Origin of the sequence: Cupriavidus pinatubonensis (genome assembly GCF_019602855.1) — a bacterium.
In the GTDB taxonomy this organism is placed as follows: Bacteria; Pseudomonadota; Gammaproteobacteria; order Burkholderiales; family Burkholderiaceae; genus Cupriavidus; species Cupriavidus pinatubonensis.
Genome location: NZ_CP080767.1, coordinates 3014938 through 3030096 on the forward strand (window position 1 = coordinate 3014938; position 15159 = coordinate 3030096).

Here is a 15159-nt window from a genome sequence, read left to right on the forward strand (position 1 = left end):
GTCAGGCACCTCCGCTCAGGCCAGCGCGCGGGCCGCGTCTTTGATCGCGGCCCGGATGCGTTGGTAGGTGCCGCAGCGGCACAGGTTTCCGGCCATGGCCTGGTCGATGTCGGCGTCGGTGGGTTTCGGCTTGTTCCGCAGCAGGCCCACGGCACTCATGACCTGCCCGTTCTGGCAGTAGCCGCACTGGGCCACGTCATGCTTGATCCATGCATCGAGTACAGCGCGCCCGACTTTGTCGCCGCTCACGCCTTCGATCGTAGTAATGCGCGCGCCGGCCGCGGCCGAGATCGGCGTCACGCAGCTGCGCGTGGCCTGGCCGTTGATATGGACCGTGCAGGCGCCGCACGCGGCCATGCCGCAGCCGAATTTGGTCCCGGTCAGGTCAAGGTTGTCGCGCAGGGCCCACAGTAGCGGCGTGGACGGATCCGCGTCGACTTCCTGGGCCTTGCCGTTGATATTGAGGGTTGTCATGGGGAGGACACTCCTTGGGTACATTGCCCGATGTTCTTGTTCACACGCCACAGAAGCGGACAATAGCCTGCCGCCGCGGACAAATGAGCATAGTGCAATTCCGGTCACCTTGCCGGATGCCGGCGCGGGGCGCGCTCCATGCACGAACTTTGTGCAATGGGACGCGGTCAGTCTGAAGATCAGGGCTCCGGCCCGCTGCCGCAGCAACAGTGACAACGACTATTCCAGATTCCCGCGAGCGCGCCGTCGCTACGCTCGACAGCATCCAGGCTCTGCGCGGCCTGGCTGCCGCGTACGTGGTGCTCTACCACTCCGGTCTGACGCTGGGCACAGCGCAGACGCCCGTGCTCGGCTGGATCACCGCGAACATCATCAAGCGCGGCCATGTGGGCGTTGACGTGTTCTTCGTCATCAGCGGCTTCATCATCGCGTGGGTCGCGGTGCTGGCGCGCCCGCAGCCCGAGACGCCGGTCAGCTTCGTGATCCGGCGCTGCTGCCGGCTGGCGCCGCCGTACTGGACCATGTCGGCCATCCATGCGCTGTTGCTGAACCCGGTCACCCCGGCGGTATTCGCGGCCTCGCTCGCGTTCGTTCCCACCAGCACCGCGCATGCGCCGTACTACGGCTATCCGGCGTTGTATGTGGGCTGGTCGCTTAACTACGAGATGGCGTTCTATGGGGCGTTCGCGCTGGGACTGTGGCTGGCGGGCCGGCGCGCGCTATGGGTGGTGCTGGCGCTGTTCGCCGTCTTCACGCTGGCGCTGCCATGGTGGCGCTTCGGCGCGCCGGTCGCCGATCCCGCGCAGGGCTACCCGTTCACGTGGCCGTGGATGGCGATGGCAAGCAACCCGCTCGTGCTGGAGTTCGTGCTTGGCTGCCTGCTCGCGTGGGCGTATGCGGCCTGGCGCCATCGGCTGTCTCGCCGCGTGGCGTGGGCCATGCTGACCGTCGGCACCGGCTGGTTCCTGGCATCACTCCCGCTGGTCGGCCCCGATTTCAGCCTGGCCGGCCGTGGGCTGCCTGCCGCCGCCTTGCTTGCAGGCGCCGTCGCGGCCGAACACACGGGCCTGCTGCGCGTGCCGCGAGCGCTGGTGTGGCTCGGCGAGCTGTCCTACGCGCTGTACCTGGTCCATCCGACAGTGATCGAAGGCATCAAGCGATTGATGCCGGAACTCGCGCCCGACCAGTACGGGTTGCAGCTTGCGCGCTTCGCCATCGACGCGGCGCTGGCACTATTGCTCGCGATGCTGCTGCACCGCTGGGTCGAGCTGCCCGGCATCGCCGCCGGCCGGCGCTGGGCGCGCCGGCAAGGCTGAGCATTCAGCTGCGCAGGCTGGCCAGGTACAGGTACAGCGCGGTCAGGTCGGTGTCGTTCATGCGGCCAAAGGAATCGAACGGCATCACGGTACTGATGGCCGATCCGTCGGGCCGCTTGCCGCTGCGCATCATGGCGATAAAGGCGGCGGCCTTGTCGTAGCGCGCCATCGCGCCGCCGGAAACGGGACGCAGGTCGGCCGCGGGCGGCCAGTCGGGCGGCGCGCCGGGGATCTTGCCGCCACGCAGGTCCGCGCGGTGGCAGCCGAGGCAGGCATTGGCCACGTAACCGCCGTACTGAGCGGTCACCGACGGCACGACTGCCGGCGACGGCGGCAGCTTGTGGTCGATCTTGGACGCCGCATCGCGGATGAAGCCGGCGCCGTACATGGCGCGCACGAACCACGGCATGCGGATTTCGGCGGGCGCGCCGAGACCCGGCGGCAGGCTGCGCAGATACGCCACCAGTGCGGCCAGGTCTTCGTCGCTGAGCCGGTTGTAGTCCTCGCTGGGCATGACCAGCAGCGGCCGGCCGGAAGGCGACACGCCGTGGCGGATGCTGCGGACCCAGTCGATCGGCTGGTAGTGCGCAATCTCCGGGTTGCCGCGCGTCAGGTCTGGCGCACGGACCTGCAGACCACCGGGATCGTCAAAGACCTGTTTCCCGCCAGCCGCGGCGCCGTGACACTCCATGCAGCCGCGCGATTCGAACAGATACTTGCCGTGGGCGATGCTGGCCGCGTCTTCACGGTAGGCCACCGGCGCCACCCTGACGTCGATGGTGCGGCCGGCCTTCTGATCGCCGATCAGGAAGGCGCCATAGACGACCCCGGCCGCGGCCACGACCGCCCCGGCCAGCGACCAGGCCGCCATACGCAGATAACGAGCCATGCTGCCTTCCCCCGTGCGGAGATCGCGCCGCCCATGCGGCGCAGACGTCTCCGATTCCAGCCGGCCGGCACCGCCGTGTCTGTGGGGAAAGGCACACTTGAACGGGGCGACGCGCGGGTCAGCCCAACCCTTGCGGCGCGCGATCGATAAAGCCGGTCATGCTCTGCAGCCGGCCGTCGGCGCCGACCGTGGCGAAATCCGTGCCGACCACCAGTGCGGCGTCGCCGTCCGGGCCCAGCTCCCAGGTAAAGCGCAGATGCGGGCCGTGCGCGTCCACGGGCGTGACGCGTCGGAAGCGGAACCCCGGAAAGCGCGACTGCACGCCGGCGATCATGGCGTCGATGCCGGCATGGCCGTCGCCGCGCATGAGCGGGTCGACATAGGTTGCCGATTCGGTCCAGGCCAGCGCGATCAGCTCGCGCCGGCGCGCGGCATCGGTCTCGTTCCAGGCGGCCAGGTAGCGGTCGGCCAGCGTGCTCGGGTCGTTGGCACGGGCGACGTGGGCGGCGGGGGTCGTTGCGGACATTGCATACTCCTAAAGTGGGGCAGGTTAAGACCGGGACGGAAACGATGGCGGGCTGCCATGGATGCATAATGGCCGCGCCCCGGCGGCGGTGCGATTACCCGTGAGGTCATCGCCGCGACGACCTTGGGGCCCATGCCAGACTTCGCGCCATACCAAAAAAAACCTGCCAGCACCAGTGGCAACAGGCACGGTACCTGCCTGCTGTCCCGGCGCTGCCGCCCGACCCTGAACCGATACAGTGGCGCTACGCTGGGCCACGGTCCGCCCTCACGACGTTGAACCTCCGCACTGCCTGCTGAACCGTCCATGACGCCCCATCCGGTCGATACGGCCGCTCCCTCCATTGGCGCCCCGCTGCGCCGCTGGCTGCCCATGCTGATCTGCGGCATCGGCTACTTCGCGCTGGCCGCGCTCGGTATCTGGCTGGCGCGCCTGCCCGGCAGCGTGGCCACGCTGTGGTTGCCCAACGCGTTCTGCCTGGGCCTGGTGCTGTACCGGCCGCGCGCGGAAGCGCCGTGGCTGCTGGCCAGCATGGTCGGCGGCAACCTGGCGGCCAACGGCCTGTTCGTCGACGGGCCGGGCACCGCCGTGCTACTGGCCGGCGCGAACCTGTTCGAAGTCGCCTGTTCCGCGCGGCTGCTGCGCTTTGTCGCCGCCCATGCCGGCGCGGAGCGGCTGGCTCCGCTCGGCAATTTCGCGCTCACGCTTGGCGTAGCCGGCGTGCTTGGGCCCGCGCTGGGCGCCACGGCCGGCGCGGCGGGGCTGACGTGGCTGGGCGACACGCGCTTTGCCAGTATCTGGTGGGCCTGGTGGCAGGCGGGCGCGCTGGGCATGGTGGTGGTGCTGCCGCTGGCGCTGACCATCACCAGCGCGCGCGTGCGCGCGACGTTTTCGCGCTCCATGCTGATGCCCCAGGCGGGCCTGCTGGCGCTGTGCCTGGCCATTGGCGTATTTGCGCTGTGGCAGGGCCATGACCCGTTCGTCGCCATGTCACTGCCGCTGGTGCTGGCAGCCATGTTCGCCAACCCGTTCGGCACCGCCCTGCTGACGTTGATGGCCACACTGACCATGGAGCTGGCCGCGGTGGCGGCGCACCTGCAGCAGTCGGTACCGCTGTCGGCGGCGCTGATCATGGTGTTCCCGGTCTGCATTGCCTACCTGGCCGAGCAGAACCGCGCCGGCCGCGCCAATCTGCACAGCAGCGACCAGCGCTTCCGCCTGGCCATGGAGCATTCCGCCATCGGCATGGCGCTGACGGGTCTGGACGGCCGCTGGCAGACCGTGAACCGCTCGCTGTCCGAACTGCTCGGCTACAGCGCGGCCGAACTGCGCCAGCAGCGCTTCCAGGACATCACGCATCCCGACGATCTCGATGCCGACCTGGGCCAGATGCAGCGGCTGCTGGCTGGCGAGATCGAGTCGTACCGCCTGGAAAAGCGCTTCCTGCACCAGGACGGCGAGTACCGCTGGGCACTACTGGCCGTGTCGCTGGTGCGCGACCAGCAAAGCGGGCACCCGCTGCATTTCATCGCGCAGATCGAGGACATCCACACGCGCAAGCTCGCGCAGCAGCAATTCGAGCAGCTCTCGCGCCGCACGCAGCTCGCGGTGGAGGCCGGCGGCGTCGGCATCTGGGAATGGGACTTCACCAGTTCCGGCATCACCTGGGATGCGCGCATGCATGCGCTGCACGGCACCGACGCCGCGAACGGCGCGCCGGTGATCGCGCAGTGGATTGCCATGCTCCACCCCGAAGACGTGGGCCGCGTGAATGGCGAGATGCGCCGCGCGATCCGCGGCGACAAGCCATTCGACACCGAATACCGCGTGGTGCGGCCCGATGGCCAGGTCCGGCACGTGCGCGCCCTGGCCAATGTCACGCGCAGCGGCGACGGCACCGCGCTGGCGCTGGTGGGCACCAACTGGGACATCACCGAGCAACGCCGCCTGACCGAGGCGCTGTTCGAGGAGAAGGAGCGGCTGCACATCACGCTGCAGTCGATCGGCGACGCGGTGATCTGCACGGACGCCGGCATGCGCGTGACCTTCATGAACCCGATCGCCGAACAGCTCACAGGCTGGACCATGGCGAGCGCGAGCGGGCTGCCGCTGGAACGCGTGTTCCGCATCGTCGATGAAGTCACGGGGCTGCCCATCCCGAGTCCGGTCGAAGCGTGCCTGCAGACGCTCACGCCGGCCTACCTGCAGGAAGGCGCGGTGCTGCAGAGCCTGACCGGCGAGCGCCACGACGTGCAGGACTCCGCCGCCCCGGTGCTCACCGCCACCGGCACTGTGCTGGGTGCGGTGCTGGTGTTCCAGGACATCACCACAGCGCGCGCGATGCAGCGCGAGCTCGCCCATTCGGCCATGCACGACGCGCTCACCGGCCTGCCCAACCGCACGTGGTTCGAAAAGCGGCTGCGCGAAGCTTGCGACGCGGCGCGCACGCAGGGCCATCACGGCGCGCTGTGCTTCATCGACCTGGACCGCTTCAAGATCGTCAACGATACGGCCGGGCACGGCGCCGGTGACATCCTGCTGCGCGAGCTGGGCTACCTGATCCGCAACCACGTGCGCCCCGACGACCTGCTCGCGCGCCTCGGCGGCGACGAATTCGGGCTGCTGCTCAAGGACTGTACCGTCGACCAGGCCGAAACCATCGGCCACGGTGTCATCGACGCCATCCGCAGCCGGCGCTTTCCATGGGACGGCCGCGTGTACGACGTGGGCGCGAGCATCGGCATTGCCGCGATCGACCAGGACGTGCCGCCAGTCGGCGAACTGATGAGCCGCGCCGACGTGGCCTGCTATGCCGCCAAGGCTGCGGGCCGCAGCCGGGTATCGGTGTATCGCCGCGACGAGAGCGATGCGCGCCGCCACCATCGCGAACTCGAGATTGCCGCGGGCATCCACACTGCGCTGGAAGGCAACCACTTCCGCCTGTTCGCGCAGGAAATCCGCGCCCTGCAGCACCATTGCGGCGACCCGCGCGACGAACGCCATGTCGAGATCCTCGTGCGCATGGTAGACGAACACGGCGAGATGGTCATGCCCGGCGCCTTCATCCCGGCCGCGGAGCGCTATGACCTGATGGGCCATGTGGACCGCTGGGTGATCCGGAACGTGCTGCGCGAATACGGCGAGCGGCTGTGCGCGGTGCCGGGCCTGTCGGTTTCGATCAACCTGTCGGCCAACTCGCTGGGCGAGCCCTTCCTGCTGCCCTTCCTGCATGCCGAACTCGAACACTCCGCGTTGCCCGCGAACCGCATCCGGCTCGAAATCACGGAAACCGCGCTGATCAACAACATGGCTGCGGCCAATCGCGTGGTCACGGAAATGCGGCGCGCGGGCTGTACCGTCGCGCTGGACGACTTCGGCTCGGGACTGTCGTCGTTTGCCTATCTCAAGCAGTTCCCGGTGGACTACCTCAAGATCGACGGCAGCTTTATCCGCAATCTTGCCGACAACATAGTCGACCGCGAGATCGTCAGTTCCATCAACGACATCGGCCACCGGCTCGGCGTCAAGACCGTGGCCGAATGGGTCGAAGACGAGCGCACGCTGAACGCGCTGCGCGCGATCGGCGTTGATTACGCGCAGGGGTATGCCATCGGCCGCCCCGTGCCGCTCGATGCCTACCTGGCCGAGTGCGAAATGGTCAGCACCCACGGATCCTCCGTCGCGCCTGGCGTCTGACCCGACCGCCCAGTCGTTCGGAAACCCGAACGACTGGCAAGGACAATCGTCCGGACGCCCGAACGCCGGCGTCGGAATCACATTTTTTCTCCTTTGTTTTCATAGCCTTAGCGAGCCCTTTCAGGCATGCGGTCCTGGCACGCCTTGTGCGATGTAAGCGCCGCCGACAGGGCCAACAGGAAGGCCGGCGCCCGCTCAGGACGCGCCAGCCAAGCCAAAAACCAAGGAGGAGACATATGACGGAACCCGCCCATCGATGTGCCCGCGCCGCCCCGGCGCGAATGCGGCGCCTGTTGCCCCGCTAACGTCCCCGGCGTCCGCCGGCGCGACAGCCGCCTCACCGGCGGCATGGCGTTCCGGCCGAGCCGATCTCGCAATACAGCCGTCCGGCTTCTTCCCGTCTTGCGGAAGAAGCCGGGCGCACGGCCTGACCCCACGATGAAACTGAACCGACTACCCACTCTGATCTTCATTGCGATGCTGCTTGGCGTGCTGGTCGGCACCGCCGCGCACAATCTGTCGCCGGACGCTGCCACCACCAAATCGATCGCGGACCATCTGTCCATCCTCACCGACGTGTTCCTGCGGATGATCAAGATGATCATCGGGCCGCTGGTGTTCGCCACGCTGGTCGCCGGCATCGCCAGCATGGGCGACGGCCGCGCCGTCGGCCGCATCGGCATGAAGGCCATGGCCTGGTTTATCGGCGCGTCGATCACGTCGCTGCTGCTGGGCCTGGTGATGGCCAACCTGCTGACGCCCGGCCAGGGCATGAACCTGCCGCTGCCGGCCGCCGACGCCGCCTCCAGCGTGAAAACCGCGTCGCTGAACCTGCGCGATTTCATCGCGCACATGTTCCCCAAGAGCATCGCGGAGGCCATGGCCACCAATGAGATCCTGCAGATCGTGGTGTTCTCGCTGTTCTTCGGCTTTGCCCTGGGCACCATCAAGGACGGCGTGGGCAAGCCCGTGCTGGACGCCATTGAAGGCCTCGGCAAGGTGATGCTGAAAGTCACCAATTACGTGATGGCGTTCGCGCCGGTGGGCGTGTTCGGCGCGATCTCGGCCGTCATCACCGCGCAGGGTCTGGGCGTGCTGGTGGTCTATGCCAAGCTGCTGGGGAGCCTGTACCTGGCGCTGGCGTTGCTGTGGGCGGCGCTGATCGCCGGCGGCTACTACTTCCTGGGCCGCGACGTGTTCCGCCTGCTCAAGATGGTGCGCGCGCCGCTGATGATCGGCTTCGCCACCGCCAGCAGCGAATCGGCCTACCCGAAGGTCATCGACCAGCTGACCCATTTCGGCGTCAAGGAACGCATCACCAACTTCGTGCTGCCGCTAGGCTACTCGTTCAACCTGGACGGCTCGATCATGTACACCTCCTTCGCGGCGCTGTTCGTCGCCCAGGTGTACGGCATCCATCTGTCGCTGACCCAGCAGATCACCATGCTGCTGGTGCTGCTGGTCACCAGCAAGGGCATCGCCGGCGTGCCGCGCGCCTCGCTGGTGGTGGTCGCGGCCGTGCTGCCGATGTTCGGCCTGCCTGAGGCCGGCATCCTGCTGGTGCTCGGCATCGACCACGTCCTGGACATGGGTCGCACCGTGACCAATGTGCTTGGCAATGCGATTGCCACGGCTGTCGTCGCCAAAAGCGAAGGCGCCATCGGCGCGCCCGTGCCGTCCGACGAGGATGAACCCGTCGCGGACAGCGCCCCTGCCCTGGCACCCGCCCAGGTGCTGGCGGGCAAGTAAGCCGCCCTGTTCCGACAGGGCACGCGCCGGAGCCCGGCTGCCGATCAGGCAGCCGGGCTTTTTTGTTTTGACGTCGCGCGGGTGTGGTAAAAGTAGGCGCCCGCTGGCCTCCCGCGGGCCGCACATCGTCAGCCTCACTGCCTTAGCCAGCACTTCATGACCGGCCAGCCTGACCCCTTTCGTGACCCTGCCGGCGACTCTGCCAGCCATCCCGGCCATCCCGTTCCCCGCCCCGCCGCCCTGCGCGGCGCCGCGCCGTTGCTCGCGCTGCTGGCGCTGGCGGCACTGGTCAGCCTGGCGGGATGGCTCGGCTACCGCTACAGCTTCGACACGGCGCTGGCGCGCCAGGCCGAGCGCGGGCAGGTGCAGCTGCGCCTGTACGCGCAGGCCCTCGAAAGCGAACTGGCGCACTACGACTACGTTCCCGGATTACTGACGCTGGACGATCGCATCGGCACGCTGCTGCGCCAGCCCGGCAATGCCGACGCCGTCGCGCGCGCCAATGATTACCTGTCGGCGCTCAACACGCGCGCCGGCACGCGCGTGGTCTATGTGCTCGACGCCCGCGGCAAGGTGCTGGCCACCAGCAACTGGCAGCGTCCGGACAGCTACCTCGGCGAGGACCTGAGCTTCCGCCCGTACTTCCGCGCCGCCATGGAAGGCCAGCTCGGCCGCTTCTACGGCGTGGGCACCACGCGCAGCGAGTCGGGCTATTACCTGTCCGCTCCGCTCGGCGAGCGTGACAACCCCGACGGCGTGGCGGTGGTCAAGATCGGGCTGGAGCCGCTGGAGAACCGCTGGCAAGGCGCCGACAGCCAGATGCTGCTGGCCGACGAGAACGGCGTGGTGATTCTGGCTTCGGACCCATCGTGGAAGCTCGCGGCATTGCGCCCGCTGTCGCCCGAGGCACGCGCTCGGTTCGCTCGCGACCTGCAATACAACCGCGCGCCATTGCCCCAGCTGCCGCTGCAGGACTTCCGCGTGCTCGGCAACGGCAGCGACCGCCTGGTGCGGCTGCGCCAGGGTCCGGCGATGCTCGCGCAGCAGTCCGCGCTGCCCGGAACCGACTGGCACCTCACGCTGCTGTCCAACACGTCGGGCGCGCGCGTGGTAGCGCTGAACAGCGCCGCGCTGGCCGGCGTGCTGACGGCCTTCGTGCTGCTGCTGGGCGCCGCGTGGAATGTGCGCCGGCGCATCATTGGCGAACGGCTTGCCGCACGCGCGGCGCTCGAAGCCGCCAACAGCGAACTCGAACGCAAGGTGGCTGAGCGCACCGGCGACCTGTCGGCCACCAACCAGCGCCTGCAGGCCGAGATAGCCGAGCGCATCCGCACCGAAGCCGTGCTGCGCCAGGCTCAGGACGGCCTGCTGCAAGCGGGCAAGCTCGCAGCGGTCGGGCAGATGTCGACCGGCATCGCTCACGAGCTCAATCAGCCGCTGGCGGCGCTGCGCACGATCTCGGGCAATACCGGCAAGTTCCTGGAACGCGGCGACTACGAGACGGTCCGCGCCAACCTCGGCACGATCATCGGCCTGGTCGAGCGCATGGGCCGCATCACCGGCGCGCTCAAGTCCTTTGCGCGCAAGCCCGGCAACGGCCTGCGCCAGGCGGACATCGCCCAGGCCGTGGATAACGCACTGTTCCTGCTCAACACGCGTATCGAAGACGTGCAGCCGCAGCTGCAGCGCGAGATCGAACCCGGGCTGGTGGTGGCATGCGACGCGAACCGGCTGGAACAGGTGCTGGTCAACCTGGTCGGCAATGCGCTCGATGCCGTCGCGGGGCGCGCGCAGCCAATGGTGTCGCTGCACGCCCATGTCAGCGGCAGCATGGCGCACCTGACCGTGCGCGACAACGGCGCAGGCCTGTCCGAGGACGCGTTCTCCCAGCTGTTCGAGCCGTTCTTCACGACCAAGCCGGCCGGCGAAGGCCTTGGCCTGGGTCTGACCCTGTCGGCAGGCATCCTCAACGAGAACGGTGGCAGCCTGTCCGCGTCCAATCACCCCGACGGCGGCGCGTGCTTCACGCTGGTCCTGCCCTTGGTCCGCCAGGAAATCCCACATGCCGGCTGAACTGACTGTACTGATCGTCGAAGACGACGCCGACGTGCGTCTGGGCTGCGAGCAGGCACTGCGGCTCGAAGGCATCGCCACGCAAGGCGTGGCAAGTGCCGAGGCGGCCCTGCGCGAGATCACGCCGGGCTGGCCCGGCATCGTAGTCAGCGACATCCGCCTGCCGGGCATCGATGGCATGGCCTTGCAGGCGGAACTGCGCGGGCGGGATCCGTCGCTCCCGGTGATCATGATCACCGGCCACGGCGATGTGAGCCTGGCCGTGCAGGCCATGAAGCAAGGCGCCTACGATTTCCTCGAAAAGCCGTTCTCGCCCGAGCAGCTCGTCGACACCACGCGCCGCGCGCTCGAGCAGCGCCGTCTGACGCTTGAAGTCGAGGAACTGCGCGAGCGCCTGGCCGGCCGCGACAAGCTCGCGGCGCAGCTGATCGGCCGCTCGCCGGCGATCGAACGCCTGCGCCGGCTGATTGCCGATCTGGCCGACACGGCCGCCAACGTGCTGATCCATGGCGAGACCGGTACCGGCAAGGAACTGGTCGCACGCTGCCTGCACGATGCCAGCCGGCGCCATGCGCGCAATTTCGTCGCCATCAACTGCGGCGGCCTCCCCGAACAGCTGTTCGAGAGCGAGATCTTCGGCCATGAGGCGGGCTCATTCACCGGCGCCGCGCGCCGCCGCATCGGCAAGGTCGAGCACGCCGAAGGCGGCACGCTGTTCCTCGACGAAATCGAGAGCATGCCGATGCCGCTGCAGATCAAGCTGCTGCGGGTCCTGCAGGAACGCGTGGTGGAACGCCTGGGGTCGAACGAACCCGTGCCCGTGGACACGCGGGTGGTCGCGGCCACCAAGGCCGACCTCCGCGCGTTGTCCGACGCAGGGCAGTTCCGCTCGGACCTTTATTACCGCCTCAACGTCATCACGCTGGAACTGCCGGCGCTGCGCGACCGGCGCGAAGACGTGCCGCTGCTGTTCGAGCATTTCGTGGCGCAGGCCGCGCTGCGCTTCGGGCGCGACGCCGTGCCGGCCACGCCAGCCGAACTGGCCACGCTGGTCGCCTACCCCTGGCCCGGCAACGTGCGGGAACTGCGCAACCTGGCCGAACGCCACGTGCTCGGTCTCGGCTGCGATCCGGGCCACGGCACCTCAGCGCCGGAAGCGCTGCCGCTCGCGCAGGCAGTCGAGCAGTTCGAGCGCGCGCTGATCGCCGACGCGCTGCGCCGGCACGACGGCAACCTCAGCCGCGCCAGCGAGGCGCTGGGCGTGGCCAAGACTACGCTGTTCGACAAGACCCGCAAGTACGGCCTGTAGCCGGCACCCGCTCCACACCGGGGGAACTGCTTGCGATGGCGGAGGTCTGCTGTGCAAGCACGGCCCACGATTTTGGTCGAGAGCCGCGAATTGCAAGAATGTGTGTCAAAGAACAAAAATGCCACTCGATTATTGTTCCAGGCCAGTGAAATTCTGCTCTTTCCGGCATATTATTGGGTTCCGGCATTGCCAGCGCGGACCGGCAAGAGCGCAAAGCCAACACGGTCCCGCAGGTGCTAGTGCAACGGCACGTTCGACCGCATACGCACCGGCATGGCAAACCGGCCAGCAACGAACAACCATAGCAGCAGGAGCTGCAGTCCGGCCAGGGAGCGGGCCGGCCAAAAGGGTCAGTCAACCAGGGGGAGGCGGCGACAGGCCGTGCGGCGCAGGTTTCCCGCGCAGCGCGTGACTGTCACCGGGATGATTACGGGTGAGTGGATGAAACTGGATCCGGAACTGGCTGAAAAGCCGTACTACAGCACGCGTACAGCTGCAAAACTGCTCAATGTATCGTTGGGCACCGTACAGAAGATGGTCGAGCGCGGAGAGCTCGGTGCCTGGAAGACCAATGGCGGCCACCGCCGCATCCACAAGGAAACCGTGCACCGGCTGCTCGCGACCCGCGTCGGCCATGAAGCTCCCGCAAATGGCAACGCGCTGGACCTCGTGGTGTTCCATCCCAATCACCAGGAAGCGCAGCGTATCCATGGCCAGCTCGGCAAATGGGGACTGCCACTGCGCACGGCGGTGGTTGATGACCTGCTCGACACCGTCATCGCCTCGGTCAGCGCGCATCCGCGCGTGGTGCTCTACTACGTCGACGAACTGAACGACGCCGAGTCCGCCACCATCGAGAAGCTGCAGAACTTCTTCTCGAGCCTGCACGTGATCTTTGCCGTCATCACCAACCGCCAGGCTTATGACGGCGTGGCCGATGCACTGCAGCACTGGGGCATCATGGTGTTTCTGAAGACGCCGTCGCTTGAGGAGGTCAAGGGTTTCCTGCGCGCGCAACTCATGATGGGCCGGGCCGGTTGAACACGGCCCGTTCCTGTTGCATAGCCGGCAGCGCGGTCAGGCCAGCGCCGCTTCGTGCGATGCCGTCGCGTGCGGCGCCTGCTGCGCCTGCTGCGCTTCCATCATCCAGCCAAACAGGTTGCGCGGATCCGGCGGCATCGCTACCAGTTCCACATGCCGGCCGGCATGGCGAGCCCGCGCCGCGGCGTACAGCCAGCGCAGCGCCGAATAATCTTCTAGCGCAAACCCGACGGAATCGAAAATCGTCACCTCGTCCGCGGCCGCGCGCCCGGGTATCCGGCCTGACAGCACCTGCCAGAGCTCGGTGACCGGCGTATCGGATCCGAGCTGCTGGATCTCGCCTTCGAGCCGCGTCTGCGGTTCGTATTCCACCACGATGCGTGCCTTGCGCAGGATGTCCGGATGCAGCTCGGTTTTGCCCGGACAGTCGCCGCCCACGGCGTTCAGGTGCACGCCCGGCCGCACCATGTCCGGTGTCAGGATGGTCGCGCGCGTCTTGTCGGCGGTCACGGTCGAGACGATGTCCGCACCGGCCAGCGCGGCGTGCACGGTCTCCACCGCGACGATGGACAAGTCCGGCACGCCCGCAAGGTTGCGCGCGAGCCGTGCCGTGGCTTCGGGGTCGATGTCGTAGGCGCGGACTTCGCGCACGCCAAGCAGGGCGTGGAACGCCAGCGCCTGGAACTCTGCCTGCGCGCCGTTGCCGATCAGCGCCATCACCGCACTGTCGGGCCGCGCCATGGCGCGCGCCGCGAGCGCGGAGGTAGCCGCCGTGCGCAGCGCCGTGGCCAGCGTCAGGTCCGTCAGCATCAGCGGGAAACCGGTCTCGACCTCAGCCAGCATGCCGCAGGCCATCACCGTAGGCATCGAGACGCGCGCGTTACGCGGATGGCCGTTGACGTACTTGAACGCGTACTGCACGCCGTCGGTCACCGGCATCAGCTCGATCACGCCGACTGGCGAATGGCTGGCCAGCCGGGCCGATTTCTCGAACTGTTCCCAGCGCAGGAAATCCTGCCGCACGTGGTCGGCCAGTTGCATGATGGCAACGGGAACCCCGATGGCGCCGACCAGTCGGGCAACGTCGGTGGCATCAAGGAAGCGCGTCATGGCGGTGTCTTTCATGGTGGACTCCTGTAGCGGCCGATCATGCTGCGGCGCGAGCAGTCGGGGCCCTGGTCGAGGCGCCGCTGCTGCGGTCCAGTCGCAAGGTCATGCAATAGGCGCCGCCGCCGGACAGCATGAACGGCGACAGGTCGACTTCGCGCAACTGGTAGCCGCGTCCGCCCAGCTCCGCGCGCAGGTGCGGCGTGGTGCGCGTCATGACGACCTGGTCATGCAGGTTGACGGCGTTCACGCTGAAGTGGCGCAGGTCGTCCTCGGTCGCCTCGATCCGCAGGCTCGCCGGCACGCGCGCGCGCAGTTCGCGCAGCGCAGCTTCGCTGAAGGCCGGCGGGTAGTACAGCACCTCGCCACCGGATAGCGGGCAGAAGCACACATCAAGGTGGTAGCTCTGCTCGGTGGCCAGTTCCAGCGCCACGACTTCGCGGCCAAAGTGCGCGGACATGGCGTCGGCGGCTTCGCGCGAGGAACGCGGGCCGAAGCCGGCCCAGAAGTGTCCGCGGCTCGCGTCCCAGATGCAGTCGCCCGCGCCTTCCTGGTAGCACCCGTCGGGCAGCTGCATGACTTCATCGACCTTTCCGCGCTGGCGCAGGCTTTCAAAAATGCTCGCGAACGGCGCTTCTTCGCCGCGCCGCTGCGGATAACGGAAACGCGCGAGCACGGCGCGGCCATCGAGCACCACGGCGGCATTGGCGGGGAAGACCATGTCGGGCACGCCGGGAAAGCCCGGCGCGAGTTCCACCGTGAAGCCGGCCTGCTGCAAGGCTTCGTGCAGGGCGTCGAAGGCACGGCTTGCATTGCGGTGCATGCCGCGCGGATCGCGCGCCCAAGCTTGCGGATCCATCCACGGATTGATGCTGTAGGACACGTCGTAGAACGTGGGTTCGACAAGCAGGATGGTAGGGGTGGTGATCACGGCGGCTCCTTTGGGTCGTCGGCAGCGGGTTGCGGCGGGGGTGTTGTT

The 15159-nt window shown here is 67.9% G+C and carries 11 protein-coding genes; 6 read left to right on the plus strand and 5 right to left on the minus strand.

What is annotated here, in order from left to right:
• Positions 1-15: 15 nt before the first annotated feature.
• A complete protein-coding gene (locus tag K2O51_RS26655; RefSeq protein WP_140953336.1) occupies positions 16-474 on the minus strand; it encodes a (2Fe-2S)-binding protein in 459 nt (152 codons plus the stop codon).
• Between the two features lie 209 nt (positions 475-683).
• Here K2O51_RS26655 and K2O51_RS26660 point away from each other — a divergent pair, with 209 nt between their 5' ends.
• Positions 684-1790, plus strand: coding sequence for an acyltransferase family protein (locus K2O51_RS26660; RefSeq protein WP_245001884.1), 1107 nt, complete (start codon positions 684-686; stop codon positions 1788-1790).
• 4 nt (positions 1791-1794) lie between these two features.
• On the opposite strand, the gene K2O51_RS26665 is transcribed toward K2O51_RS26660, so the two are convergent.
• Together K2O51_RS26665 and K2O51_RS26670 are read right to left on the minus strand one after the other, a co-directional pair.
• Positions 1795-2679, minus strand: coding sequence for a c-type cytochrome (locus K2O51_RS26665; protein ID WP_011298812.1), 885 nt, complete (start codon positions 2677-2679; stop codon positions 1795-1797).
• 118 nt (positions 2680-2797) lie between these two features.
• On the minus strand, positions 2798-3205 hold the full coding sequence (locus K2O51_RS26670) for a nuclear transport factor 2 family protein (protein ID WP_011298813.1): 408 nt from the start codon (positions 3203-3205) through the stop codon (positions 2798-2800).
• A gap of 306 nt (positions 3206-3511) precedes the next feature.
• Here K2O51_RS26670 and K2O51_RS26675 point away from each other — a divergent pair, with 306 nt between their 5' ends.
• From K2O51_RS26675 to K2O51_RS26695, 5 genes are all read left to right on the plus strand, one after another.
• Positions 3512-6901 (plus strand): diguanylate cyclase, encoded by a 3390-nt coding sequence (locus K2O51_RS26675; RefSeq protein ID WP_011298814.1) that lies wholly within the window; start codon positions 3512-3514, stop codon positions 6899-6901.
• A 438-nt stretch (positions 6902-7339) separates the two neighbouring features.
• Positions 7340-8650: a dicarboxylate/amino acid:cation symporter gene (locus K2O51_RS26680; protein WP_041679692.1), complete on the plus strand. Its 1311-nt coding sequence runs from the start codon at positions 7340-7342 to the stop codon at positions 8648-8650.
• Between the two features lie 156 nt (positions 8651-8806).
• Positions 8807-10723 (plus strand): sensor histidine kinase, encoded by a 1917-nt coding sequence (locus tag K2O51_RS26685; protein WP_140953333.1) that lies wholly within the window; start codon positions 8807-8809, stop codon positions 10721-10723.
• Positions 10713-12032 carry a sigma-54-dependent transcriptional regulator gene (locus tag K2O51_RS26690; protein WP_011298817.1) on the plus strand — a complete coding sequence of 440 codons (1320 nt, stop codon included), beginning with the start codon at positions 10713-10715 and terminating at the stop codon, positions 12030-12032. Before K2O51_RS26685 ends, K2O51_RS26690 begins: the two co-directional genes overlap by 11 nt.
• 441 nt (positions 12033-12473) lie before the next feature.
• On the plus strand, positions 12474-13073 hold the full coding sequence (locus K2O51_RS26695; protein WP_041680037.1) for a helix-turn-helix domain-containing protein: 600 nt from the start codon (positions 12474-12476) through the stop codon (positions 13071-13073).
• A gap of 36 nt (positions 13074-13109) precedes the next feature.
• Here K2O51_RS26695 and K2O51_RS26700 read toward each other — a convergent pair whose 3' ends face one another.
• Both K2O51_RS26700 and K2O51_RS26705 read right to left on the minus strand, forming a co-directional pair.
• The gene (locus tag K2O51_RS26700) at positions 13110-14198 is read right to left on the minus strand and encodes an ornithine cyclodeaminase (protein WP_220631005.1); all 1089 of its coding nucleotides are present in this window, start codon (positions 14196-14198) and stop codon (positions 13110-13112) included.
• A gap of 22 nt (positions 14199-14220) precedes the next feature.
• Entirely contained in the window at positions 14221-15111 is an 891-nt protein-coding gene (locus tag K2O51_RS26705; RefSeq protein WP_220631006.1) for a dimethylarginine dimethylaminohydrolase family protein, read from the minus strand.
• Positions 15112-15159 lie beyond the last annotated feature (48 nt).

Excerpts from the sequence above, each read along its gene's own strand:
- K2O51_RS26655 (WP_140953336.1), bottom strand. The coding sequence starts at position 474 with ATGACAACCCTCAATATCAACGGCAAGGCCCAGGAAGTCGACGCGGAT.
- K2O51_RS26665 (WP_011298812.1), bottom strand. The coding sequence starts at position 2,679 with ATGGCTCGTTATCTGCGTATGGCGGCCTGGTCGCTGGCCGGGGCGGTC.
- K2O51_RS26670 (WP_011298813.1), bottom strand. The coding sequence starts at position 3,205 with ATGTCCGCAACGACCCCCGCCGCCCACGTCGCCCGTGCCAACGACCCG.
- K2O51_RS26675 (WP_011298814.1), top strand. The coding sequence starts at position 3,512 with ATGACGCCCCATCCGGTCGATACGGCCGCTCCCTCCATTGGCGCCCCG.
- K2O51_RS26680 (WP_041679692.1), top strand. The coding sequence starts at position 7,340 with ATGAAACTGAACCGACTACCCACTCTGATCTTCATTGCGATGCTGCTT.
- K2O51_RS26685 (WP_140953333.1), top strand. The coding sequence starts at position 8,807 with ATGACCGGCCAGCCTGACCCCTTTCGTGACCCTGCCGGCGACTCTGCC.
- K2O51_RS26690 (WP_011298817.1), top strand. The coding sequence starts at position 10,713 with ATGCCGGCTGAACTGACTGTACTGATCGTCGAAGACGACGCCGACGTG.
- K2O51_RS26695 (WP_041680037.1), top strand. The coding sequence starts at position 12,474 with ATGAAACTGGATCCGGAACTGGCTGAAAAGCCGTACTACAGCACGCGT.
- K2O51_RS26700 (WP_220631005.1), bottom strand. The coding sequence starts at position 14,198 with ATGAAAGACACCGCCATGACGCGCTTCCTTGATGCCACCGACGTTGCC.